This window comes from Thermoactinospora rubra (genome assembly GCF_002093975.1).
GTDB classification, from domain to species: Bacteria; Actinomycetota; Actinomycetes; order Streptosporangiales; family Streptosporangiaceae; genus Nonomuraea; species Nonomuraea rubra_A.
In genome coordinates, this window is sequence record NZ_MSZZ01000034.1 from 12788 (window position 1) to 36375 (window position 23588).

Genomic DNA, 23588 nt, shown 5'->3' on the forward strand with positions numbered 1-23588 from the left:
TTGTCGTACGGCAGGCGCGACAGACGATCGCCAGCCGATGATCATGGATCTGTCAGGGCGACGGTGACGTACCCGCCCTGGAGCCTGTCCAGCTGTTCGGTGGAGGCCCGGTAGGTGCCCAGGTGGATCACCTGGGCGGAGTGGCCGATGCCGGCGCTGTTGTAGTAGAAGCCGATGTTGCCCCACGGCACGAAGTAGATGAGATCGCCGTCTTCCGGGTCCGATCCCGGCGAGCCGGTGGTGTCCAGCCTGCGCGGAAGGTATCCGATCTTCTCGCGACCGCTGAACTCCTCCAACGTCAGGGTCAGCGGGAGCATCGACAGGAAGTCGCGGGTGGTGGCGTTGTCGGCGCCGAGGACCACGTCCACGGAGACACCGGCGCGGTGAAACGCACGACGCTGCCTTCGATCTGACGCGGGAGCGAGGCGGTGGCCGAAGACGTCGGGGCCGCAGTGGCGTTCGGCGTGCCCGCCGTACCGGCAGACGGGGGCGGGGACGCCGGAACGTTCGCTGAGGTAGCGGGTGCCGGCCGGTGGCGGCGGCGCAGCCGGCAAGAGCGAGCAGCATCGCGAGTGACCCGACGATGAGGGTCTAACGCCGGCGTCCAGATCCCGCCCAGCGACGCCGCCGACGAGGCCGTCGAGGTCTTCGACCGGGTCACCGCCGTCAACCTGCGCGGCGTCTGGGCCTCCATGAAGCACGAGCTGCGGCACATGCGCGCCCAGGGCAGCGGCGCCATCGTCAACTGCTCCTCCCTCGGCGGCCTGGCCGGCATCCCCGGCCGCGCCTCCTACCACACCTCCAAGCACGGCGTCATCGGGCTCACCACCAGCGCCGCCCTCGAGTACGTGCCGCGCGGCATCCGGATCAACGCCATCTGCCCCGGCACGATCGACACCCCGATGGTCACCGGCATGATCGCCAAAGGGGAGCTCGACCTCGCCGAGGCCGAGGCGAACCAGCCCATCAACCGGCTCGGCACCGCCGAGGAGATCGCCCAGGCCGTGCTGTGGCTGTGCAGCCCGGGAGCGAGCTTCGCCATCGGCGTCGCCCTGCCCGTCGACGGCGGCTACGTAGCCCGCTGACCGTGGCGGCTCAGCGTGTCGCCGCTAATCCCGCATCCGCAGCTCCTCCACCGGATGCGGCCCCTCGGTCTCCAGCCGGTACTCCCGGCCAGACTTGTCCCGGTTGTCCGCGATGACCTGCTCGCTCGGCGGCTCCTCACCACCATGCAGCTGCTCCTGCATCCGCTCGAACCGCTCATGGGCCTCCCGCACATACCCCGTGCCGAGCGTCGTGTAGTCGATCTGCGTGGCGATCAGCTCCCGCAGATAGCCCTTGTTCGGCTCGAACGTCACCGGCTGCGGCAGCCGAGGCGCCACCACCTGCTCCACCTCACGGCCGTCGTGCCTGCGAAACAGCTCCACCGCCAGCCGCAGGTGCTCCAGCTCCATGTTCAGATGCAGCTCCCAGATCGCCTTGACCTTGGGATCGGACTCGGTCTGCAGGAAGGAGTAGTACAGGTAGCACTCGTTGTACTCGTGGTTGACCAGCTGCTCCCACCACGTCTCGCCCGGATCCACCAGCGACTCGTAGTGCGTGACGTGCTCCTCCTCGATCAGCCCGATCTCCTGGTAGAGCTGACGCGCGATCGGCTCCATGTACTGCGGGCCGACGTTCATGTAGAAGTTCATGGTCTGCTGCTCCGCCGACATGATCGTCAGAGCGTGCAGCTTGGACAGCGGATCGGCGGCGGTCTTGTCGTACGGCTCGCGCACGTTGTCGATCGGATGCCGGTGGTGACGGATCGTCGGCCGGCCGGGCATCACCTCGGTCAGCTGGTCGACGACCTTCTCGGCCTTGCGATGCTCGATCATCTCGAACAGGTTGGCGTACCGGTACAGGTGGTCGAAGTCCTCCAGCACCCCGAACTCATAGGCCTGCTTGAGATACGGATCCGGCTCCATCCGCGCCACCCACGCCGTCAGGTCCACCGCGACCTGCTCATAGGCGAGCGTCGTCTCCAGCACCGAGGCCAGGCCCGGCAACAGCCAGTTGACCGCCTTCTGCTGCTGGGCCTCGATGTAGCGGGTCTGCGCGAGCTGCCGCTTGACCTCCGGGTCGGGGCAGTGCCGCGCGAACTGGTGGCTGAACAGGATCGCCTCGACCTCGATGCCGTTCATCGCGATCACCCGGCAGCGGGTGTAGGGATCGGCGTGGTCGGGGTCGAGCGGCGTCACGTTCAGCTCACGCCAGGTGCGCACCTGCCTGTCCAGCGGAATGCCTCTCTCCTGCAGGGGATTGAAGGTCATCGGTCCGTGCTCCCTCCGGATCGGCTGAGCTGGAGCCCTCCCGCTACCCCTCGACCCGGGCAGCCAACACCCGCCCTATCGCGCCGGCGCGCGATCCCCTGCTCCCTCGGCGCTTTCTGCTGTGTTTCATGTGGATAGGCACACAAAACCCGGCGCCTTTACATTGTAGATTACTTACGGCGGATCCGCTCCACCCCGCGCCCCGGATGCCAGCTGTCGATCACCAGCTCGTCGCCCTCCACCCGGGTCCACACGACCTCCTCCACCTCCACGCGGAACAGGTGCGGCCCCTCCCCGGGCATCTCGAAGCGCCGCAGGACCTCCGGATCGGTGACCTCCTGCGCCCGGCCCGCCAGCTTGGCGTCGCCCGCCCAGGCGGACGGATCGCGCTCGTCGGGGTCGGGCGAGGTGACGTGGAGCGCCATGCGCGGGTCGCGCCGCAGGTCCAGCGCCTTGACCGCGCCCGGCATCGAGCCGAGCCACAGCTCGCCGTCCCTGATCTCGCACTCGGTGCCGCTGACCCGCGGCGAGCCGTCCTTGCGGAGTGTGGCCAGCACCTTGTGCCGGTGCCTGCCCATCAGCTCCCGCACGGTCGCGGCGAGCTGCGGCGCGTCCTTCTCGAACTCGGCCCATGAACTCATGGCGCCCATCCTGCCGGGCGCCACCGACACTTCCGCCCTCGCCCGCGGCTCACCCCCGCGCCGCGCGGCGCGCCCGGTAGGCGCTCGCCTTGGCCCGGTTCTGGCAGGCCAGGCTGCAAAACCGGCGCGAGGCGTTGCGCGTGGTGTCGAAGAACACCGCCTCGCATCCCCCGGCCGAGCAGGAGCTCAGCCGCGCCGCCTGGCCCACCCCGATCACCATCGCCAGCGCGGTCGCGCAGTCGGCGGCGACGGCTTCCACCACGTCGCTGCCCTCCCGGTGGAAGGCCAGCACGGGCCCCTCCCCGTGCAGGTTGGGCACCGCGCCGTGCCGTACCAGCACCTCGTTCAACCCCGCCGCCACCCGCAGCAGGTCCTCGCCGGCGCAGAAGACCGGGCGCAGCTCCGCCGCCACCCCGGCCAGGCGGTCGGCGTCGCGGGCGGTCAGCCCCTCCCACGGCCGCCGCCCCGCCCCCTCCAGCGCCCCCTCCAGGGCCGCCAGCCGCGCCGGCCCGTCGGCGGGCGGCGCCGCGGTACGGCCCCGCACCCGCGTGATCGCCAGCGTGTTGACCAGGACGACGGCGAGCTCCACCCACCGATTCACATAACTGTCTATTTGGGGTTGACCAGTGATGCGCCAGGCGTCTATCGTCACTGTCATATCGTACCTAGACGGTGAACTTGAGGCAGTGAGAACCCCATGAGCCTGGCCCGCCGGATCTGGCACCACACCGAACCCATCCACGCCACCCTCTACTACGCGCCCCAGGCCTTCGAGGAGGCCGCCGCCCTCGGCTACGCCGTCGGCGAGCGCTGGCCCAGCTACTTCGCCTGGCGCGCCGCCCCGCTGGGCCCGGCCGGGCCGCGCCTGGTCACGGCCGCCTTCTACAGCTTCAGCCCCGCCATGGTCGCCCGCCACATCCCCTCCGCCTGGCAGGTCGCCACCCCAGGAGACGTGCTGGAGGCCCGGCTGCGCGCCATGGACCGAGCCCTGCGCCACCTGCTGGAAGACAATCAGGGGGACAAGCAGGGGGGCAAGGTCGCCACGCCCGAGCTGGCCGAGGCCGCCGAGCTGGCCAGGCGCGCCGCCGAGAGCGCCGAGGTCTCCGGCCGCCCGCTGGCCGCCGCCAATTTGGACCTGCCCTGGCCCACCGAGCCGCACCTGGTGCTGTGGCAGGCGCTGACCGTGCTGCGCGAGCACCGCGGCGACGGGCACCTGAGCGCCCTGGCCGCCGCCGAGCTGGACGGCTGCGAGGCGCTGGTCAGCTTCGCCGCGGTGGGCGCCGCGCCGCCGGCCACGTTCGCCTCGCGCGGCTGGAGCCAGGAAGAATGGGCGGCGGCCTCCGAACGATTGCGCTCCCGCGGCCTCATCGACGCCGATGGGCAGGCCACCGAGCGGGGACGGCGGCTGCGCGACCAGGTCGAGCGCACCACCGACCGGCTGGCCGCCCAGCCCTGGCGCGCCCTGGGGGAGGAGCGCTGCGAGCGGCTCATCCAGCTGGTGACGCCCGTGCTGGGCGCGGTGTTCCAGGCCGGGCTGCTGCCCATGACCACCACCCTGGGCATCGCCACGGTCAAGGCCCCCGACGAGGAGGAGGCGGCCTGACCTTCACCCGGCCTGACCCTCACCCGGGCCGCTAACGCCTGCCGTACTTCTTGTGGACGGCCTGCTTACTGACCCCCAGGGCGTGGGCGATCTGCGCCCACGCCAGCCCGGCGACCCTGGCCCGCCGTACGTGCACCGCCTCGATCCGCTCGATCTCCTTGCGCAGCGCCACGACGGCCTGCAGCGCCAGCAGGGGGTCCTCGGCCTCCGCCTGCCGCATCAGGGACGCCAGGTCCTCGCTCATGCGTCCACGGTAGACCACCGGCGCGGCCCGCTCACCGCGACTCGGTGATCAGCCGCACCCCCAGCCCGATGAGGACCAGCCCGGAGATCTGCTCCAGGCGGCGCCGTACGGCGGGGCGGCCCAGGAACGCCCTGGCCGCGGCCACCGCCCAGATCACCACGGCGTACCACAGCGTGTCGACCGCCACCCAGATCAGCGCCAGCGTCACCAGCGTGAGCGGGACGTCGGCGCCGGCCGGCACGAACTGCGGCAGGAACGACATCGCGAACACCGCCGCCTTGGGGTTGGCCAGGCACGTGCCCACCCCCAGCAGGTAGGACCTGCGCCACCCGCCCGCCACCGGCTCACCGGCCTCCGGGGCGACCGCGGCGACCTCGGCGGCCCGGCCCCGGCGCGCCTGCCACAGCGACTGGGCGCCCATGGCCACCAGCACCACGGCGCCGGCCACGCGCATGACGTCGTAGGCCAGCTGGGAGGCCAGCAGCAGCGCGCTCAGCCCGAAGGCGGCCGCCAGCGCCCACAGCAGCACGCCGGTCTCGTTGCCCAGCGTGGCGGCCAGGCCCGAGCCGCGGCCCGCCCGGATGGTCTGGCGCATGATGATCGCGGTGCTCACCCCGGGGACCATCGCCACCAGGACGCACGCGCCGACGAAGGCAAGCAGGTGCATGCGCCCATCCTCTCAGCGCCCACACCCGCCCGCCTCATGAATTATCCGTATCTATCCGTACATCTTGTACAGCTCGGCGGCGGTCTCGGCCATCATCGCCCGCAGCTCCGGCGGCTCCAGCACCTCCACGCCCGCCCCCAGCCGCAGCAGCAGCCACCGCGCGTGCGCCAGCGACTCCACCGGCAGCGTCAGCGTGCGCCACCCCTCGGCGTCCGGCTCGCCCGCCCCCTCCAGCGCCGCCCCGCCCACCTCGTCCCCGACCGTGTAGGTCAGCAGCCCCTCCAGGCCGGGCGCCAGGCGGATGCGGGCCGTCGCGGTGTACATCCGCTCGCGGAACTCCCGGGCGTACTCCCGCCAGTAGGCCGCCAGGTCGAACTCGCGCGGCCGCTCGAACCGCTCGGCCAGCGTCTCCACCGCCAGGATCCGCGAGACGCGGTAGGTGCGCGGCTCGCCTCCCGGCGGGGCGGCGACCAGGTACCACGAGCCGCCCTTGAGCACCAGCCCGTAGGGGTGCACGACGCGCTCGACGTCGGCCGGGCCCCAGCGGCGGTAGGTCATGCGCAGCACCCGCTCCTCCCACACCGCCTCGGCCACCTCGGCCAGGTGCGGCACGTCGTCCGCGCCGCGGTACCAGCTCGGCACGTCCAGGTGGAACCGCTCACGCATGCGGGCGGCGTGCGAGCGCGGCTCGGGAGGCAGCGCGGCCAGCACCTTCAGCTCGGCCTGGTGCGCCAGCCCCGCCAGGCCCAGCTCGGCCGCCGGCCCCGGCAGCGCCGCGAGGAACAGCCCCGCCGCCTCCTCGGCGGTCAGCCCGTCGAGCCGCGTACGGAAGCCGCCGAGCAGCCGGTAGCCGCCCGCCGGCCCCCGGTCGGCGTAGACCGGCACCCCGGCCGCCGACAACGCCTCCACATCCCGGTAGACGGTGCGGACCGACACCTCCAGCTCCCGCGCCAGCTCGGTCGCGGTCATCCGGCCGCGCGTCTGGAGCAGCAGCAGGAGGGACAGCAGACGGCTGGCGCGCATGCCCGCCATTGTATTGCGAACATAACTTGTGTTTGTATGAACACGTGGATCGTTTGGTAGCCATCATGAACACCCTGCGCGCGCACGACAGCGTCTCGGTCGCCGAGCTGGCGCAAGAGCACGGCGTGTCGGAGATGACCATCCGCCGCGACCTGGAGGAGCTGGCCAGGCGCGGCATCGTCCGCCGGGTCCGCGGCGGGGCCCTGTCGCTGCTGCTGCGCGGGGAGGAGTCCCCCTTCGGCGTGCGCGAGCGGGAGGCCGTGGAGGCCAAGCAGCGCATCGGCGCCGAGGTCGCCTCGCTCATCGCCGACGGGGAGGCCGTCCTGCTCGACGGCGGCACCACCGTCCTGGAGGCGGCCCGCGCGCTGGCCGGCCGCAAGCTCACCGTGCTGCCCCTGGCGCTGCAGGCCGCCTCCGTGCTGGCCGCCGCCCCGCGCGTGCGCCTGGTCCTGCCCGGCGGGGAGGTACGGCAGGGCGAGCTCAACTTCATGGGCCCGCTGGCGGAGAACTCCATCAGGGCGCTGCGGTTCGACACGGCCGTCATCGGCTGCTGCGGCCTGTCGGCCCGGCACGGCCTGACCGCGCACGACCTGCCCGAGGTGGCCGTCAAGCAGGCCGCCATCGCCTCGGCCCGCCGCGTCATCGTCGCCTGCGACTCGGGCAAGTTCACCCGCACCGCCTTCGGGGCGGTGTGCGAGCTGGCCGCGATCGACATGGTCGTCACCGACGACGGCATCCCGAAGGAGGAGCACGACGCGCTCAACGCCGCGGGCGTCACGGTGCGCATCGTCTGACCAGCAATTGAGCAGCAACCTCTGACCAGCAACCTCTGACCAGCAACGCCCAGCACGAGACGCCTTTTTTTCCGCGCGCCCGGCACCGGCGCCCACGGACCACGCACGATCGGAGCCCCCATGCCCACCGGCACCGCGCCCGCCACCGGCCGCCCCGCCGCTCTCCTGAAGGCCAGAACCGCCGGCTGCCTGCTGTTCCTCCTGGCCGGATGCGCCATCGGCACCTGGACCGCCCGCATCCCCGCCATCAAGCACGGCCTGGCCCTCACCGACGGCCAGCTCAGCATCGGCCTGCTGGGCATCGCCGCCGGGGCGGTCGGCGGCATGCAGGCCGTGGGCCGCCTGGTCGACCGCTTCGGCAGCACCCGCGTCATGATCCCCGCCGCCCTCGCCCAGGGCCCCGCGCTGGCTGCCCCCGCCTACGCCGTCGACCTGCCCACCCTCACCCTCGCCCTGGTCGCCTTCGGCGCCGTCCACGGCATGCTCGACGTGTCCATGAACGCCGGAGCCGTCGCCGTCGAACGCCGCTGGGGCCGCCCCATCATGTCCTCCTTCCACGCCGTCTTCAGCGTCGGCGGCTTCCTCGGCGCGGCCACCGGCGGCCTGTTCGCCGCCGCGGACGCCTCAGCCCGCACGACCTTCCTGACCGTCGGCGCGGCCATCGCGCTGCTGGCGCTGTGGGCGTGGCGCTGGGCGCCGCCCACCCCGCCCGCCGGCGAGCGGCCCGGCGGCGGGCGCGTCCCCCGCGGCGTGCTGTTCCTGGGCGTGCTGACCTTCTGCTGCCTGGTCGGCGAGGGCGCCGCCGCCGACTGGAGCGCCGTCTACCTGCGCGACAGCCTGGCCGGTTCCCCCGGCTTCGCCGCGGCCGGCTACGCCGCCTTCTCGATCACGATGACCGCCGGACGGCTCGCGGGCGACCGGCTCGCCGCCCGCCTGGGCCCCGTCCGGCTGGTACGGCTGTGCGGCCTGCTGGCCGCCGCGGGCCTGGGCACGGCCCTGCTGATCGGGCACCCACTCGCCGGGGTGATCGGATTCGGCTGCTTCGGCGCGGGCCTGTCGTGCATCGTCCCGCAGGTCTTCTCCGCCGCCGGCGGCCGCGACCCCGCCGCCGCCGGGCGCGCCCTGGCCAGGGTGGCCAGCATCGGCTACCTGGGGTTCCTGTCCGGCCCGGTGCTCATCGGCGGCCTGGCCGAGATCACCGGCCTGCCCGCGGCCCTGGCGGTCCCGGCGCTGCTGGCCGCCTTCGTCGCCCTCACCGCCACCGCCCTGCACCGGCCTACCGGCTGACCCACCGGCCGGCCCCATTAACCCAGCCCCATTAACAGGGCCTCACCCCCACTGCATCCAGGCCAGCCGTACCACCATCGCCGCCACTACGCACAACAGCACGACCCGCACGAACCCGGTCCCCCGGCGTAGCGCCATCCGCGCCCCCAGCTGCGCCCCGGCGACGTTGCACACCGCCATGCCCAGCCCCAGCCCCCACAGCAGGTGCCCCTGCCAGGCGAAGACCACCAGCGCCCCGACGTTCGTCCCCGTGTTGACGATCTTCGCCGTCGCCGAGGCGTGCACGAAGTCCAGCCCCAGGATCGTGGTGAACGCGATGATCAGGAACGTCCCGGTGCCCGGCCCCATGACCCCGTCGTAGAAGGCGATCCCCACGCCCCCGACCGCGACCGCCGCCGCCGTCCGCGCCCGGGTACGCAGGTGCGGGCTCGGCACCGCGCCCATCGCCGGGCGCAACGTCACCAGCAGCGCCACCGCCAGCAGCACCGCCATCACCACCGGGCGCAGCACCTTGGCGCTGACGGCCGCCGCGGCCAGCGCGCCCAGGCCCGCGCTGCCCACTGCCAGCACCCCGGCCGGCACCGCGACGCCGCGGTCCACCTTCGTGGTCAGCGCGTACGTCGCCGCCGCCGAGGCCGTCCCGAACACCGACGACAGCTTGTTGGTGGCCATCGCCTGCACCGGCGACACCCCGGCCACCATGAGCGCCGGCAGCTGCACCAGCCCGCCCCCGCCCACCACGGCGTCGATCCACCCGGCGCCCACCGCCGCCACCAGCAGCACGACCACCTGCTCCAGCGGCACGCCACTCCCCCGTCGTCGCCCGGCCATGAACCGCGACGAGGGTACTGACCTGCTTGTGGGTCAGCTCCAACGGGGGCGCCTTTACAAAGTAGATCAACCGCCTCGTTCGAGCTCGTGCGCCAGCTGCTCCAGCTCGGCCCCGCCCGCCATGAGCGAGGTGAGCTCCTGCCGGGTGATGTCGGCCTTGCCGTACTCCCCCAGGCTGCGGCCCCGGCTCAGCACCAGGAACCGGTCCCCCACCGGATAGGCGTGGTGCGGGTTGTGCGTGATGAAGATCACCCCCAGGCCGCGCTCGCGCGCCCGGGCGATGTAGCGCAGCACCACCCCCGCCTGCTTGACCCCCAGCGCCGAGGTCGGCTCGTCCAGGATGAGCACCTTGGCGCCGAAGTGAACCGCGCGGGCGATCGCCACCGACTGCCGCTCCCCGCCCGACAGCGTGCCCACGGGCTGGTCGACGTCGCGGATGTCGATCCCCATCGCGCGCAGCTCCTCGCGGGCCACCCGCTTGGCCGTGGCGATGTCGAAGCGGCCCAGGGACTTGCGCGGCTCGGAACCCAGGAAGAAGTTCCGCCACACCGACATCAGCGGGATCATCGCCAGGTCCTGGTAGACGGTGGCGATGCCGCGCTCCAGCGCCTCGCGGGGGCCGCTGAGCCGTACCTCCCGGCCGTCCAGCAGGTAGGCGCCCGAGTCGTGCTGGTGCACCCCCGACAGGATCTTGATGAGGGTGGACTTGCCGGCCCCGTTGTCGCCCAGCACGCAGGTCACCTGGCCCGGCTGGACCCGCATGGACACCCCGCGCAGCGCGATCACCGAGCCGAAGCTCTTGCCGATCTCCCGTGTCTCCAGGATCAATGTCTCACCTGCTCGGCGTAGCGGCGCACCAGCCGGTTGGCCAGCGTGGCCAGCAGCAGCATGGCGCCGAGGAAGAACTTGAACCAGTCGGCGTCCCAGCCCAGGAAGACGATCCCCTTGTCGGCCATGCCGAAGATCAGCGCGCCGATCGAGGCGCCGACGGCCGAGCCGTACCCGCCGGTCAGCAGGCAGCCGCCGATCACCGCCGCGACGATGTAGATGAACTCCTGGCCGATGCCGATGTTGGCCTGGACGTTGGTGAAGCGCAGCGCCATGGTGGAGCCCACCAGCCAGGCCGCGAAGGCCGTGGTGAGGAACAGCGCGATCTTGGTGCGGGCCGCGGGCACGCCCACCGCCCGCGCCGCCTGCTCGTTGCCGCCCACCGCGAAGATCCAGTTCCCGGCCCTGGTGCGCATCAGCACCCAGGTGGCCACCACCGTGACCAGCAGCCACCACAGGATCGCGACGCGGAAGCCGGTCTGGCCGATGACGATCGTGCCGCCGAAGATCGCGCGGGCGGTCTCGAAGCCGTCCGCGCGGGCCAGGCCGCCGACCTGGACCGTGCCGGTGAGGGCCTTGGTGACGCCCAGGTTGACGCCCTGCAGCATCAGGAACGTGCCGAGCGTCACGATGAAGCTGGGCAGCCTGGTCCGGGTCACCACCAGGCCGTTGAGCAGGCCCACCGCCAGGGCCACCACCAGGCCCACCAGCATCGCGGCCCACACGCTCAGCCCGAACCGGGTGGCCGTGATCACCAGCACCAGCCCGCTGGTGCCGGTCAGCACGCCCGCCGACAGGTCGAACTCCCCGCCGATCATCAGCAGCGCCACCGCGACGGCCATGATGCCCAGCAGCGAGGCCCCGTCCAGCCAGTTGGCCACGCCGCCGGGCGAGCGGAAGACCGGCGACTGGGCGGCGAAGAAGGCGAACACGACGACCGCGCCGACGACCGCGCCCAGCTCGGGGCGGATGAGCAGGCGCCGCAGCAGGCCCGTGCGGGCCAGGCGCTCGTCGGCCGCGACGCCTGCCGTTCCCCTCACGGCGCCTCTCCCGGGGCCTCTGCCGAGGTCTCTGCCGGGGTCGTCCGGGGGCGGGTCATCGCGTGCCGCCCTCGGCCAGCTTGGCGACCTGGTCGGCGTTGTCCTTGGTCACGAACCCCGGCCCGGTGTTGACCGGCAGCCCGCCGCCGACCGTGTTGAGGTTGGTCTTGTACAGGTACAGGAACGTGACCGGCAGCCAGCCCTGCAGGTACTGCTGCTGGTCCACGGCGAAGAGGATCTCGCCGGCCTTGACCGCCGAGACCACGTCCGCCGACAGGTCGAAGGTGGCCAGCTTGGCCTTCGACCCGGTGTCCCTGATGGCGTCGCGCGCCGCGATCGCCACCGCCGGGTTGAGCGCGAGCACCCCGTTGATCGAGGTGTCCGACTGCAGCCGCGCGGAGACCTTGGAGCTGACGTCGGCCAGGTTGGCGATGTCGACCTGCAGCCGCTCGACGGTGCCGCCCAGGGTTTCCTGCGCGCCCTTGCACCGCTGGTCCAGGCCGACGTTGCCGGCCTCGTGGATGACGCACAGCAGCTTGGTGACGCCGGCCGCCTTCAGCTGCTCGCCGGCGCCGCGCCCGGCGACGTCCTCGGACTGGCCGACGTGGGTCAGCGCGCCGAACTCACGCGAGCGGTCCACGCCGGAGTTGATGGTGACCACCGGAATCTTGGCGGCCACCGCCTTGCCGACGGCCTCCTTCAGCGCGTCGGGGTTGGCCATCGACACCACCAGGCCGTCGACGCGCTGGGCGACCGCCTGGTCGATGAGCTGGGACTGCTTGGCGGGATCGCCGTCGCCCTGGTAGGTGACCGTCACGCCGTAGCGGCGGCCCGCGGCCTCGGCGCCGTTCTTGACCACGTCCCAGAAGGCGTCGCCCGCGCTGCCATGGGTGACCACGGCGAAGCGCGCCTGGCTTCCGGCCTGTTGTTCCTGCTGTGTCTGCTGGGGTTGCTGCTGGGTCTGCGCCTGGCTGCCGCCGGCGGAACTGCATCCGGCCAGGGCCAGCACCAGGGCAGCGAGGAGGGTTGTGCGCTTCATGGTTACCTCCGGGACCGACACGTGTCCCTGTTGTAACCGTCTATTGCGACTACGTCAATGTTATGTATAGACATACGGACTACCTACCTTCGTTTTGCGTCATGACAACCGGAGCGCCGGGCAACAAAGAAAATAGAACGGAACTTTCTGTTCCCGGGTAGACTGGGGCCATGACGAGCCCACCCATGAGCGGCCGCCGCAGGCAGGCCGCACGCAACGACGAGCTCATCCTCCAGGCCGCCCGAGCCGTGTTCACCGCCGACCCCGGCGCCCCCGTCGCCGCCGTGGCCGAGCGCGCCGGCGTGGGCATCAGCGCCCTGTACCGCCGCTACCCCAGCAAGGACGCGCTGCTGCAGAAGCTGTGCTACGACGGGCTGCAGCTGTTCATCAAGGCGGCGCGCGACGGGCTGGCCCTCGCCGACCCCTGGGAGGGCTTCGCCCGCTTCATGCGCGACGTCGTGGACTACGACTCCCACTCCCTCACCATCGCCCTGGCGGGCACCTTCCCGCCCACCGAGGAGCTCTACCGCGAGGCGGAGCTGGCCGCCCGCCTGGGCGCCGAGGTCTTCGAGCGCGCGGCCGCCGCGGGGGTCATCCGGCCCGACCTCGTCGTGGACGACGTGTCGATGCTGCTTGAGCAGCTGGCGTCGGTGAAGCTGGGCGACGAGGCGCGCACCGCCGCCCTGCGCCGCCGCTACCTGGCCCTGATGCTGGAGTCCCTGCGCCACCGGCCCGGCGCCCCTCCTCTGCCCGGCCCGCCGCCCTCCCGCGAGGAGATCGAGGGCCGGTGGGCCTACCACGGCTGACGCGGGCGGGGCGCCTGGCCGGTCGCGGGCGCGCGGCGCGGGCGGGCGGCCGTTCCGGTACGGCGGGCGCCTGAGCTCAGCGGCCGTCCCGGCCGTCTGGCTGCCCGTCGACGCGTTCGGCTCCGTCGAGGTGTTCGGCGAGGTGTTCGGCGAGGGCGAGGACGGCACGCGCCCTGGCCACCACGGGAGCGTCGACGAACCGGCCGTCCGGCAGCGCCGCCGCCCCCGCGCCCGCGTGCGCGACGATCTCCCGCGCCTGCTCCACCTCGCGGGGCGTGGGGGCGAAGGCCCGCCGGATGACCGGCAGCTGGCGCGGGTGGATGGCGGCCCTGCCGTACATGCCCAGAGACCTGCCGTGCCGGGTGGAGGCCAGCAGCCCGGCCTCGTCGGCCAGGTGCGGGTGGACCGACATGGGCACCGGCGGCAACCCGGCGGCGGCCGCGGCCAGGACGACCTGCAGGCGCAGGTGGTTCAGCGCCGCCTCGGCGGTGACACCCAGCTCGGCGATCAGGTCCTGCTCGCCCAGCGCCAGACCGGCCACGCGGGGGTGGCGGGCGATGGCCGCCGCCTCCAGGACGCCCGCCGCCGACTCCAGCAGCGCATGCAGCGGCAGGTCGCCCAGCTCGTCCAGCACGCGCGGGGAGGTTACCTTCGGCACCCGCACCCCGTCCACCGCCACCCCGCCCGCCGCCAGCTCGGCCAGGGCCCGCGCGTCGGCCCTCCCCCGGCCGGTGGCCGGGTCGTTGATCCGCACATGGACGGCGGGGCCGCCGGGGGCCCGCCCGGCCAGGTAGGCCAGAGCGTTGGCGCGGGCGGCGTCCTTGGCCTCCTCGGCGACGGCGTCCTCCAGGTCGACGATCACCACGTCGGCCCCGGAGGCGGCGGCCTTGGCGAACCGCTCCGGCCGGTCACCGGGCACATACAGCCACGTCAGCGGCAGCCTCATGCGATCACCCCGGCGGCGCGCAGCTCGGCGATCCGCCCGGCGTCGTAGCCGATCTCCCGCAGGACCTTCTCGGTGTGCCGCCCGTGCGGCGGGCCGGGCCAGCGCACCTCACCCGGCGTGTCCGACAGCCGGAACAGCACGTTCTGCAGCGTCACCGAGCCGAGCTCCTCGTCGGGGACCTCGATGAAGGTGCCCAGCGCCCGGTATTGGGGGTCCTCGGCGATGTCCTTTACATCGTAGATCGGGGCGATGGCGGCCTCGGCCTCCTCGAAACGGGCGATCACCTCGGCCGCGTCCCGCTCGGCGATCCACGACCCCACGGCCTCATCCAGCTCCTCCACGTGCGCCACCCGCCCGGCCCCGGTGGCGAACCACGGCTGCGCGGCCAGGTCCGGCCGCCCCACCAGCCGCATCACCCGCTCGGCCACCGTCTGCGCGCTGGTGGAGACCGCCAGCCAGCGCCCGTCGCGGGTGCGGTAGGTGTTGCGCGGCGCGTTGCTGGAGGAGCGGTTCCCCGTACGGCGGGGCACCACGCCCAGCGCCCTGTAGGCGGTCATCTGCGGCCCGAGCAGGGCCAGGATCGGCTCGATGATCGCCATGTCGACGACCTGCCCGCGGCCGGTCCGCTCCCGGGCGGCGAGGGCCACCATGATCGCATAAGCCATGGCCAGGCCCGCGATGCCGTCGGCCAGGGCCAGCGGCGGCAGCGTCGGCGGCCCGTCAGGCTCGCCGGTCATGGCCGCGAATCCGCTCATCGCCTCGGCCAGCGTGCCGAACCCCGGCCGGGAGGCCATCGGCCCGCTCTGCCCGAACCCGGTCATCCGCGCCACGACCAGGCGCGGGTTGGCCTTGCGCAGGTCCTCCGGCGCCAGGTTCCAGCGCTCCAGGGTGCCGGGACGGAAGTTCTCGATCAGCACGTCGGCGCCCCCGGCCAGCCGCCGCAGGATCTCCTGCCCCTCCTCCCGCGACAGGTCGACGGCGGCGGTGCGCTTGTTGCGCCCCAGCGTCTTCCACCACAGCCCGACGCCGTCCTTGGCGGCCCCGTGGCCGCGTGCCGGGTCCGGCCGGCGCGGGTGCTCGACCTTGACCACGTCGGCGCCGAAGTCGCCCAGCATCATCGCCGCCGACGGCCCGGCGAACAGCGTCGCCGCGTCGATGACCCGCAAACCGTCCAGAGCTCCCATAGTCTTATATCTTATAAGATATGCAGGCGCCGCTCAGCAAAGCCGACTACGTCTACCGCGTGCTGCTGGAGGAGATCCGCACCGCCCGGCTCCCCGGCGGCACCGCGCTGCGCGCCTCGGCCATCGCCGAGCGGCTGGGTGTCTCGGTCACCCCCGTCCGCGAGGCGCTGCGCCGCCTGGAGCGCGACCGGCTCGTCCGCTACGAGCCGCACCACGGCGCCACCGTGGCCGACCTGAGCGAGGGGGCGCTGGAGGAGTTCTACGGCGTGCGGGCCGTGCTGGAGGGCTTCGCCGCGCGCCTGGCCGCCGCGAAGATCACCCCCGGGCAGCTGGAACGGCTGCGCGCCCTGCACGAGTCGATGGTGCGCGACCACGCCGAGGGCCGCCTGCAGGCGCTGGGCGCCAAAAGCCGCGAGCTGCACCTGGCCGTCGCCGACATCGGCGGCCCCGCCTTCCTCGGCCAGCAGGTCAGGGCCGTGCGCGAGGCCGTCCCGATCCCCGCCGAGGCCTCCCTGTGGCTCGACCCCGACCTGGCCGCCCGCCACCTGCGGGCCCACGAGCGCCTGCTGGCCGCCCTGGCCGCCGCCGACGGCGAGGCCGCCGAGCAGATCATGGCCGAGCACGTACGGCAGGGCGCCGCCGACCGCGTCGCCAGGCGCCGGCAGAGCCAGCAGACCTAGAAGACCCACTCCAGGTGGGCCAGCCCCGCCTCCAGGTAGCGGCGGTCGGCGCCCAGCCCGTAGGCCAGGTCCTCCAGCAGCGAGCAGCGGGCGTAGAAGACGATCCGCTCGGCGTCGGCCGTCCCCTGGTAGTGCGCCAGCGTCCGCTCCAGCACCCGCGGGCCCAGGTCGCGCAGCACCAGCGCCAGGTCGCGGGCCGGATCGGTGCGCGCCGCGTCGGACCAGTCGATGATCCCGGTGACCGTGCCGCCCTCGGTCAGGATGTGCTCGGCCCCCAGGTCGTTGTGGCACAGCGCCGCGTCCTGCGGCTCGGCCGGCGGCCGGGCGGCCAGGAACTCCTCCACCCGGGGCCGCACGGCGGGCGGCAGGTGGCCGGCGACCTCGCCGTACAGCTCCTGCGCCTCCTCCAGCCAGTCGGTGAGCGGATGGTCGTCGCGCGGGGCGGGGATCGGCGCGGCGTGCAGCACGCTGAGGAACTCCCCCAGCTGGCCGCCCACCCGCCCGGGATCGGCCACGCTCCCGCCCAGCAGGGGCCGGCCCGGCAGCTTGCGGTAGGCCAGCACGCCCGCCTCGTAGTCCACGTGCAGGGGCACCGGCACCGGCAGCGGCGAGACCTGGCCGACGGCCACGAGCAGCTCGACCTCCTCGCGCCGCAGCCCCGCCTTGCTCACCCGCACGATGATCTCGCCGTTGACCTCGTAGGCGACGTTGTCCAGGCCCTCGCCCAAGGGGACGACCGACCGCACCTCCACACCGGGGATCCGCATGACTCCACCGTAGCTGTTTGTCAGGACATTCTGACGCCGTTACCCTGATCGCATGACCGCGCACCTGGCGATCGACCTGGACCGCTCCAGCCCCGTGCCCCTCTACTTCCAGGTGGCCGAGCAGATAGCCGAGGCGATCAAACGCGGCGACCTGGCCCCCGGCGCCCGGCTCGACAACGAGATCCTGCTCGCCGACCGGCTGGGCCTGTCCAGGCCCACCGTACGGCAGGCGATCCAGTATCTCGTGGACAAGGGCCTGCTGGTGCGCAAGCGCGGCGTCGGCACCCAGGTCGTGCACGGTCAGGTCAAACGCTCGGTGGAGCTGACCAGCCTGTACGACGACCTGCGCAGGGCCGGGCAGGAGCCGGCCACCCAGGTGCTGGCGCTGGAGCCGCGCACGGCCGAGGAGGAGGTCGCCTCGGTGCTGGGCCTGCAGCCGGGCGACCAGGTGCTGTACCTGGAGCGCGTCCGCTTCGCCGCCGGCGAGCCGCTGGCCATCCTGCACAACTGGCTGCCGGTCGGCCTGGCCCCGCTGACCGCCGACGAGCTGCAGACGCGCGGCCTGTATGAGCTGCTGCGCGCCGCCGGGGTGCGCATGCGCGTGGCCAACCAGCGCATCGGCGCCCGCGCGGCCACCCTCGCCGAGGCCAAGCTGCTGGAGGAGCGCCGGGGCGCGCCGCTGCTGACCATGGTCCGCACCACCTACGACGACCAGGGCCGGGCGGTGGAGCACGGCTCGCACATCTACCGAGCCTCCCACTACTCGCTGGAGGTCACGCTCATCGAGCGCTGAGCGGGCCCCGGTCAGCCCAGGGCGGCCCGCAGCGCGGCGTGGGCGGCCTCGCGCAGCTGGGCGTGCAGCAGCGCGTTGGACTCCCGCTCGGTGCGCGCCTCCACGATCCGCACGCCCTCCCCGCGCAGCGCCTTGGGCAGCTCGGAGATGTCGCCCAGCAGCGTGTACGGCGTGCCGGTCGCCGCCGCCAGGTAGGCCAGGTCCACCCCGTGCGGCGTGCCGAAGACCCGCTCGAACGGGTCGCGCAGCGCCGCCTGGGGCAGCAGCGAGAAGATGCCGCCCCCGTCGTTGTTGACCACCACCAGGCACAGGTTCGGCCGCGGCTCGCGCGGCCCGAGGATGAGCCCGTTGTGGTCGTGCAGGAACGACAGGTCGCCCAGCAGCGCGTAGGCCGGCCCGTTGTGCGCCAGCGCCGCGCCCATCGCCGTGGAGACCAGCCCGTCGATGCCCGAGGCGCCGCGGTTGGCCAGGATCCGCACCCCCCGCCGCGGCCGCATGGCCTGGTCGAGGTCCCTGATCGGCATGGAGGAGGCGGCCAGCAGCAGCGAGTTGTTGGGCAGTGCCTCCACCAGGTCCCTGGCCAGGCGCGGCTCGCTGAGTCCCGAGGCGTCCAGCACCTCGTCGACCGCCCCGCGCACGGCCTGGTCGGCCCGGCGCCAGGCGGCCAGCCAGGCGTCGTCGCCCGCCGCGACGGGGATCTCCACGGCCTGGGCCACCTGGGTGGCCGAGCGGGTGGGGTCGGGCCAGCGGGAGGGGTCGCCGGCCACGACGATGTGCTCCTCGGCGCGTTTGAGCCACGACAGCAGCGGCCGCGACAGGCCCGGCCGGCCGAGCGTCACCACGACCTCCGGCCGGTGCGTCTCGGCGAACTCCGGCAGCCCCAGCAGGAAGTGGTAGGTGGAGACGGCGTGGTCGCCGTAGCGGCCGCCGCCGTGGGGCTCCGACAGCACCGGCCAGCCGGCCATCCCGGCCGCGGCGATGTAGCGGCGCACGTTGGCGGCGCCGTCGCCGATGACCAGCACGCCCCGGCGGGTGGGCGGCAGGTGCAGGGCGACGGGCGGCGGGGCGGTCCTGGCGCGCACCCACGGCCCGCCGTCGGCGTCGCCCGCCAGCGGCTCGCACCAGGTGGTGTCGCCGTCGGGGATGAGCGGTTCGCGGAAGGCCAGGTTGAGGTGGACCGGGCCGGGGTCGGCCGGGCCCAGCGCGCGGTGCCAGGCGCGGCAGGCCAGCGACCGCCAGTAGGCGACCTGGCCGGGCCGCTCCTCCGGCGCGCCCACCTCGGCGAACCAGCGTACGGCCGAGCCGTACAGCTTGAGCTGGTCGATGGTCTGGTTGGCGCCGGTGTCGCGCAGCTCGGGCGGCCGGTCGGCGGTCAGCACCAGCAGCGGCACGCCCGACTCGCCGGCCTCCACGACGGCGGGGTGGAAGTTGGCGGCGGCGGTGCCCGAGGAGCAGATCAGCGCGACCGGCCGCCCGGAGCGGCGGGCCAGGCCGAGCGCCAGGAAGGAGGCCGAGCGCTCGTCGATCCGCACGTGCAGGCGCAGGCGCGACTCGGCGTGCACGGCCAGCGCCAGGGGGGCCGAGCGGGAGCCGGGCGACAGCACCACGTCGGTCAGACCGCAGCGGGCCAGCTCGTCGACCAGGACGGCGGCCAGGGCGGTGGCGGGGTTCACGGGCGGGCCTCCTGCATCCGGCGAAGCCGGCGAAGGGACTGGACGCGGAAGACCACGGGCGTTTGCGCCGTGCTTCCCGGTTCGCTCCCAAGGTCGCTCACGTGCCCTACCTTACGGACGTCCGGGACCTCCCGACGAACCCGGTGCCAAGGTCGCCTAGTGTTCTCCCAGGTTCGGTGTTCTCCCAGGTTCGGTGTTCTCCCAGGAGGTGAGGCAGGTGGAGCGGGCGTTGCACGCGCTGGCGCTGCCGCCCGGCCCCCGGCTGGCCGAGGCCGTGCGGGCCGCGCTGGCCGGCGAGGGGCCCGCCGTGCTGCCGCTGCCGCCCGGCCAGGCCGAGGCGGCGATCCGGGCGCTCCGCCCCACCCACGTGCAGACCCCCGACGGGGTACGGCCCAGCCCCGGCGGCGCGGGCGTCCCGGGCGAGGTCGCCGTCGTCATCGCCACCAGCGGCAGCACCGGCGCGCCCAAGGGCGTCCAGCTCAGCGCCGCGGCGCTGCGCGCCTCGGCCGCCGCCTCGCTGCGCCGCCTGGAGGCCCGGCCCGGCGAGCGGTGGCTGTGCTGCCTGCCGCCCTCCCACGTCTCGGGCCTGCAGGTGCTCGTCCGGGCGCAGCTGAGCGGCACCGACCCGGTCATCGCCGGCCGCTTCACGCCCGAGGCGGTGCTGGCGGCCGGCGCCGAGCACGTCTCGCTCGTGCCCACCCAGCTGCACCGGCTGGTGGAGCTGGGCGCCGACCTGTCGGGGCTGCGCACGATCCTGCTGGGCGGCGCCGCCGCCCGGCCCGCGCTGCTGGAGCGGGCGCGCGAGCTGGGGGCGCGCGTCGTCACGACGTACGGCATGAGCGAGACCAGCGGCGGATGCGTCTACGACGGCAGGCCGCTGGACGGCGTGCGGGTCAAGGTCGGCGGCGACGGCCGCATCCGCATCGCCGGGCCGGTGCTGATGACCGGCTACCGCTTCGCGCCCGCGCCGATGGAGGGCGGGTGGTTCGTCACCTCCGACCTGGGCGAGCTGGACGAAGGCCGGCTGCGCGTGCTGGGCCGCGCCGACGACGTCATCAACACCGGCGGCGAGAAGGTCGTGGCCGCCCAGGTGGCCGCGGTCCTGGCCGGCCACCCCGAGGTCGCCGACGTGGCCGTCGTGGGCCGCCCCGACCCCGAGTGGGGCGAGGTCGTCGTGGCCGTCGTGGTCCCCGCCGACCCCGGCCGCCCGCCTGCCCTGCGGGAGCTGCGCGCCTACGCCAAGCACCGCCTGCCCGCCTACGCCGCCCCTCGCGAGCTGCGGCTGCTGCCGCGCCTGCCGCTGCTGCCCAACGGCAAGACCGATCTCGCAACGCTGAGGAACCTCACGTGAGGGGCGTGCGTCATAAGGTTGTGCCCATGAACCAGACCCGCAAGCTGTGGGTGTCCGCCGCGGTCGTCGGCGCCGTGATCGCCGGAGGCCTGTTCGTGGCGGCCACCGCCTCGGCTGGGGCGCTGGAGAAGATGCGTCAGGAGACCAGAGCCGTGGTGGAGGACCCCGCCCGCGCCACCCCGCCCGCCACACCGCAAAGCTCGCCGGACCCCTCATCCGACGTCGTGGTCTCGCACGAGCTCAACGACGATCCCGAGAAGGTCGTGCAGTACTGGTTCAAGGAGCGCATGGAGCAGGCCGAGCCCATGCCGATGCCGACCCTCGACGGGATCGACGTTTCGGAGTGACGCGCGCCATAAACATCCTGTGACGCCGAGGGAACAAAACCCGGATTCTGGCGTTATTGGTACTGGCGCGTTGATGAGGCCGTGCCCCACGGCGGTGTCCAGCAGGCGCCCCGCCGACCGGCCCAGGACGAGCCCACTCCCACCTGACGATACCCCAAACCGTGCCCCAAACCGTGCCCATGACTGTTTCCACTCCGCGAGGAGGAGGTGTCCTCATGCCCACCACCGCTGTGGCTGCCAGGCCGCACGCCACTCTCGACCAGCTCCTCGATCGAGGGCGAACGCAGGGTCACCTGTCCCTCGCCGAGCTGCGCGACGCGTTCGCCGAGGCCGGGATCAGCCCCGCCGAGGGCCGCGACATCCTGCGCGAGCTGACCGAGGCCGGGGTGAGCCTGGCCGCCGAGGAGGAGCCGGCCCCGGCCCGGACGAGCGCCGCCAAGGCCACCGCCAAGAGCGCCACGAGGAAGGCCGCCGCCAAGGCCGGCAAGCCCGCCAAGACCTCCTCGCGGGCCAAGAGCGCGGCCAAGGCCCAGCCGGACCAGGCCGGGGAGCCCGTGGCGCGGGCCGAGGACACCCTCGCCGTCGCGGACACCGTTCCCGTCGCGGACGCCGTCTCCGAGGAGCCGGAGCTGACCGCCGAGGACGTCGAGCTGGAGCAGGACGAGCTCGACCTCGACGACACCGCCTCGGTCATGGGCGACTCGGTGCACACCTACCTGAAGTCCATCGGCCGCCGGACCCTGCTGACCGCCGAGGAGGAGGTCGAGCTGGCCCGCCGGATCGAGGCCGGGCTGTACGCCGAGTACAAGCTCGAGACCCAGCCGGACCTGTCGCCGGAGTACCGCGAGGAGCTGGAGTGGGTGGCCCGCGACGGCCGCCAGGCCAAGGACCACATGCTGGAGGCGAACCTGCGCCTGGTGGTGTCGGTGGCCAAGAAGTACACCGACCGCGGCATGGCGCTGCTGGACGTGGTCCAGGAGGGCAACCTCGGCCTGATCCGCGCGGTGGAGAAGTTCGACTACACCAAGGGCTTCAAGTTCTCCACCTACGCGATGTGGTGGATCCGGCAGGCGATCCAGCGCGGCTTCGCCGACTCGGCGCGCACCATCCGCCTGCCCGTCCACGTGCTGGAGATGCTCTCGAAGCTGTCGCGGGTCGAGCGTGACATGCACCAGCGGCTGGGCCGCGAGCCCACGCCCGAGGAGCTGGCCGTCGAGCTGGACAAGACGCCCGACCAGATCGAGGAGCTGCTGCGCACGGCGCGCCAGCCGATCTCGCTCAACGCCACCATCGGCGAGGACGGCGAGACGACCATCGGCGACCTGATCGAGGACGTGGACTCCCCCGAGGCCTCGGAGATCGTCGACCGGCAGCTGCTGGCCGACCAGCTGCGCGGCGTCCTGGACAACCTCTCGCCGCGCGAGGCGCGCATCATGGCGCTGCGCTTCGGCCTGATCGACGGCAAGCCGCACACGCTGGACGAGATCGGCAAGCACCTGGGCCTGACCCGGGAGCGGATCCGCCAGCTGGAGAAGGAGTCGCTGTCCAAGCTGCGCCACCCGAGCAACACCCGCCCGCTGCTGGACTGGGCCAGCTGAACTCGCCGCCCGGGCCCCGGAGCTTGCATCGGCTCCGGGGCCTGGCGCATGTTAGGGACTCGTGAGAGCACGAGATCTTCCCATCACGCTGGACGGCGTCCCCGGACGCTGGAACGCGATCACCGACGTCCCCGGTGTCGAGGTCGGCTACGTCACCCTGACCGGGGGCGAGGCGCGCACCGGCGTCACCGCGATCCTGCCCCGCGGCCGCGAGCGGGTGGGAGTCCCGTGCGCCGCCGGCACCTACGCGCTCAACGGCAACGGCGAGATGACCGGCACCGCGTGGATCGAGGAGACCGGCGCGCTGAGCCTGCCCGTCATGATCACCAACACGCACGCGGTCGGCACCGTGCACCGCGGCGTGATCGACTGGGTCGCCCGCCGCCACCCCGCCCTGGCCGCCCAGTGGCTGCTGCCCGTGGTGGCCGAGACCTACGACGGCTACCTCAACGACATCAACGCCCCGCACGTCAGGCTGGAGCACGCCGCCCAGGCCATCGAGGCGGCCGCGGGCGGGCCGGTCGCCGAGGGCAACGTCGGCGGCGGCACCGGCATGAACTGCTACTCCTACAAGGGCGGCTCGGGGACGGCCTCGCGCGTGGTCGAGCACGGCCGCGACGCCTACACCGTGGGCGCCTTCGTCCAGGCCAACTTCGGCAGCCGCCACGAGCTGACCGTGGCCGGGGTCAAGGTGGGGCCGCAGCTGCTGGAGGACGACCCGATGGCGGAGTACTTCGCCGCCCCGCCCGGCGCCGGCTCGGTGATCGTCGTGCTGGCCACCGACGCTCCGCTGCTGCCCGGCCAGTGCAAGGCGCTGGCCCGGCGGGTGCCGCTGGGCCTGGCCAGGACCGGCACAACCGGCAGCCACTACTCCGGCGACCTATTCCTGGCCTTCTCCACCGCCAACGAGGGCGCCCTGGCCACCGGCTTCACGGTGGCCGAGGACTACCAGAGCATGCGCTTGGTGCCCTGGGGGCGGATGGACCCGTTCTTCGAGGCGGTCGTGCAGGCGGTGGAGGAGGCGGTGCTCAACGCACTGACGGCGGCGGAGGAGATGACCGGCCGGGCCGGGCACCGCTCCCCCGCCCTGCCGGTGGACCGCCTGGTCCGGTTGCTGACCGCCCCGCGATGACC

At 73.3% G+C, this 23588-nt stretch carries 25 protein-coding genes and 1 pseudogene; 11 read left to right on the plus strand and 15 right to left on the minus strand.

Annotation, left to right across the window (positions count from 1 at the left end; all coding sequences use genetic code 11):
- Positions 1–41: 41 nt before the first annotated feature.
- Positions 42–368, minus strand: coding sequence for a cyclophilin-like fold protein (locus BSB02_RS41615; RefSeq protein WP_084963395.1), 327 nt, complete (start codon positions 366–368; stop codon positions 42–44).
- Positions 369–605: 237 nt separating this feature from the next.
- Between BSB02_RS41615 and BSB02_RS27440 the strand changes: the two are divergent.
- Positions 606–1085 (plus strand): annotated as a pseudogene (locus BSB02_RS27440) (SDR family oxidoreductase); the annotation flags it as partial.
- A 24-nt stretch (positions 1086–1109) separates the two neighbouring features.
- Here BSB02_RS27440 and BSB02_RS27445 read toward each other — a convergent pair.
- From BSB02_RS27445 to BSB02_RS27455, 3 genes are all read right to left on the minus strand, one after another.
- Positions 1110–2312 (minus strand): hypothetical protein, encoded by a 1203-nt coding sequence (locus BSB02_RS27445; RefSeq protein WP_084963396.1) that lies wholly within the window; start codon positions 2310–2312, stop codon positions 1110–1112.
- Positions 2313–2482: 170 nt separating this feature from the next.
- The gene (locus BSB02_RS27450) at positions 2483–2953 is read right to left on the minus strand and encodes a pyridoxamine 5'-phosphate oxidase family protein (RefSeq protein ID WP_084963397.1); all 471 of its coding nucleotides are present in this window, start codon (positions 2951–2953) and stop codon (positions 2483–2485) included.
- Between the two features lie 49 nt (positions 2954–3002).
- Positions 3003–3554, minus strand: a complete 552-nt coding sequence (locus BSB02_RS27455) for a CGNR zinc finger domain-containing protein (protein WP_240506678.1) — start codon at positions 3552–3554, stop codon at positions 3003–3005.
- A gap of 96 nt (positions 3555–3650) precedes the next feature.
- On the opposite strand from BSB02_RS27455, the gene BSB02_RS27460 reads away from it, so the two are divergent.
- Positions 3651–4556 carry an SCO6745 family protein gene (locus BSB02_RS27460; protein WP_084963399.1) on the plus strand — a complete coding sequence of 302 codons (906 nt, stop codon included), beginning with the start codon at positions 3651–3653 and terminating at the stop codon, positions 4554–4556.
- Positions 4557–4587: 31 nt separating this feature from the next.
- On the opposite strand, the gene BSB02_RS27465 is transcribed toward BSB02_RS27460, so the two are convergent.
- Genes BSB02_RS27465 through BSB02_RS27475 form a run of 3 tightly spaced genes read right to left on the minus strand, consistent with a single transcriptional unit; the run spans position 4588 to position 6490 of the window.
- The gene (locus BSB02_RS27465; protein ID WP_084963401.1) at positions 4588–4800 is read right to left on the minus strand and encodes a hypothetical protein; all 213 of its coding nucleotides are present in this window, start codon (positions 4798–4800) and stop codon (positions 4588–4590) included.
- Positions 4801–4831: 31 nt separating this feature from the next.
- Complete coding sequence (locus tag BSB02_RS27470; protein ID WP_084963403.1) at positions 4832–5467, minus strand: LysE family translocator; 636 nt, start codon at positions 5465–5467, stop codon at positions 4832–4834.
- 51 nt (positions 5468–5518) lie between these two features.
- A complete protein-coding gene (locus BSB02_RS27475; RefSeq protein ID WP_084963589.1) occupies positions 5519–6490 on the minus strand; it encodes a helix-turn-helix transcriptional regulator in 972 nt (323 codons plus the stop codon).
- Positions 6491–6534: 44 nt separating this feature from the next.
- Between BSB02_RS27475 and BSB02_RS27480 the strand changes: the two genes are divergently transcribed.
- A complete protein-coding gene (locus BSB02_RS27480) occupies positions 6535–7284 on the plus strand; it encodes a DeoR/GlpR family DNA-binding transcription regulator (RefSeq protein ID WP_206184922.1) in 750 nt (249 codons plus the stop codon).
- 120 nt (positions 7285–7404) lie between these two features.
- Entirely contained in the window at positions 7405–8571 is a 1167-nt protein-coding gene (locus tag BSB02_RS27485; RefSeq protein WP_084963407.1) for an MFS transporter, read from the plus strand.
- 42 nt (positions 8572–8613) lie between these two features.
- Here the strand turns inward: BSB02_RS27485 and BSB02_RS27490 are convergent, their stop codons facing one another.
- The 4 genes from BSB02_RS27490 to BSB02_RS27505 all read right to left on the minus strand — a co-directional run bounded on the left by BSB02_RS27490 (position 8614) and on the right by BSB02_RS27505 (position 12309).
- Positions 8614–9375: a TSUP family transporter gene (locus BSB02_RS27490; protein ID WP_143591229.1), complete on the minus strand. Its 762-nt coding sequence runs from the start codon at positions 9373–9375 to the stop codon at positions 8614–8616.
- 93 nt (positions 9376–9468) lie between these two features.
- The gene (locus BSB02_RS27495) at positions 9469–10230 is read right to left on the minus strand and encodes an ATP-binding cassette domain-containing protein (RefSeq protein ID WP_084963411.1); all 762 of its coding nucleotides are present in this window, start codon (positions 10228–10230) and stop codon (positions 9469–9471) included.
- On the minus strand, positions 10227–11270 hold the full coding sequence (locus BSB02_RS27500) for an ABC transporter permease (RefSeq protein ID WP_084963413.1): 1044 nt from the start codon (positions 11268–11270) through the stop codon (positions 10227–10229). Before BSB02_RS27500 ends, BSB02_RS27495 begins: the two co-directional genes overlap by 4 nt.
- Before the next feature lie 55 nt (positions 11271–11325).
- Positions 11326–12309, minus strand: coding sequence for a sugar ABC transporter substrate-binding protein (locus tag BSB02_RS27505; RefSeq protein ID WP_084963415.1), 984 nt, complete (start codon positions 12307–12309; stop codon positions 11326–11328).
- A 170-nt stretch (positions 12310–12479) separates the two neighbouring features.
- Between BSB02_RS27505 and BSB02_RS27510 the strand changes: the two genes are divergently transcribed.
- Entirely contained in the window at positions 12480–13115 is a 636-nt protein-coding gene (locus BSB02_RS27510; protein ID WP_240506679.1) for a TetR/AcrR family transcriptional regulator, read from the plus strand.
- 76 nt (positions 13116–13191) lie between these two features.
- On the opposite strand, the gene BSB02_RS27515 is transcribed toward BSB02_RS27510, so the two are convergent.
- Positions 13192–14061 (minus strand): HpcH/HpaI aldolase/citrate lyase family protein, encoded by an 870-nt coding sequence (locus tag BSB02_RS27515; protein WP_084963419.1) that lies wholly within the window; start codon positions 14059–14061, stop codon positions 13192–13194.
- The gene (locus BSB02_RS27520) at positions 14058–15245 is read right to left on the minus strand and encodes a CaiB/BaiF CoA transferase family protein (RefSeq protein ID WP_084963421.1); all 1188 of its coding nucleotides are present in this window, start codon (positions 15243–15245) and stop codon (positions 14058–14060) included. The genes BSB02_RS27515 and BSB02_RS27520 overlap by 4 nt, the downstream gene beginning before the upstream one ends.
- 20 nt (positions 15246–15265) lie before the next feature.
- Here BSB02_RS27520 and BSB02_RS27525 point away from each other — a divergent pair, with 20 nt between their 5' ends.
- On the plus strand, positions 15266–15925 hold the full coding sequence (locus BSB02_RS27525) for a GntR family transcriptional regulator (RefSeq protein WP_084963423.1): 660 nt from the start codon (positions 15266–15268) through the stop codon (positions 15923–15925).
- On the opposite strand, the gene BSB02_RS27530 is transcribed toward BSB02_RS27525, so the two are convergent.
- Positions 15922–16692, minus strand: coding sequence for a phosphotransferase family protein (locus tag BSB02_RS27530; RefSeq protein ID WP_084963425.1), 771 nt, complete (start codon positions 16690–16692; stop codon positions 15922–15924). The genes BSB02_RS27525 and BSB02_RS27530 overlap by 4 nt on opposite strands.
- A 52-nt stretch (positions 16693–16744) precedes the next feature.
- Between BSB02_RS27530 and BSB02_RS27535 the strand changes: the two genes are divergently transcribed.
- Entirely contained in the window at positions 16745–17485 is a 741-nt protein-coding gene (locus BSB02_RS27535) for a GntR family transcriptional regulator (RefSeq protein ID WP_084963427.1), read from the plus strand.
- An 11-nt stretch (positions 17486–17496) separates the two neighbouring features.
- On the opposite strand, the gene menD is transcribed toward BSB02_RS27535, so the two are convergent.
- On the minus strand, positions 17497–19158 hold the full coding sequence (menD, locus tag BSB02_RS27540; protein WP_084963429.1) for a 2-succinyl-5-enolpyruvyl-6-hydroxy-3-cyclohexene-1-carboxylic-acid synthase: 1662 nt from the start codon (positions 19156–19158) through the stop codon (positions 17497–17499).
- Positions 19159–19375: 217 nt separating this feature from the next.
- On the opposite strand from menD, the gene BSB02_RS27545 reads away from it, so the two are divergent.
- The 4 genes from BSB02_RS27545 (at position 19376) to BSB02_RS27560 (ending at position 23586) form a co-directional block, all read left to right on the plus strand.
- Positions 19376–20509, plus strand: coding sequence for an AMP-binding protein (locus tag BSB02_RS27545; RefSeq protein WP_169729443.1), 1134 nt, complete (start codon positions 19376–19378; stop codon positions 20507–20509).
- A 26-nt stretch (positions 20510–20535) separates the two neighbouring features.
- On the plus strand, positions 20536–20856 hold the full coding sequence (locus tag BSB02_RS27550) for a hypothetical protein (protein WP_084963431.1): 321 nt from the start codon (positions 20536–20538) through the stop codon (positions 20854–20856).
- A gap of 215 nt (positions 20857–21071) precedes the next feature.
- Positions 21072–22454: an RNA polymerase sigma factor gene (locus BSB02_RS27555; RefSeq protein WP_084963433.1), complete on the plus strand. Its 1383-nt coding sequence runs from the start codon at positions 21072–21074 to the stop codon at positions 22452–22454.
- A 61-nt stretch (positions 22455–22515) separates the two neighbouring features.
- Positions 22516–23586, plus strand: a complete 1071-nt coding sequence (locus tag BSB02_RS27560) for a DmpA family aminopeptidase (RefSeq protein WP_084963435.1) — start codon at positions 22516–22518, stop codon at positions 23584–23586.
- The last annotated feature ends 2 nt before the right edge of the window (positions 23587–23588 follow it).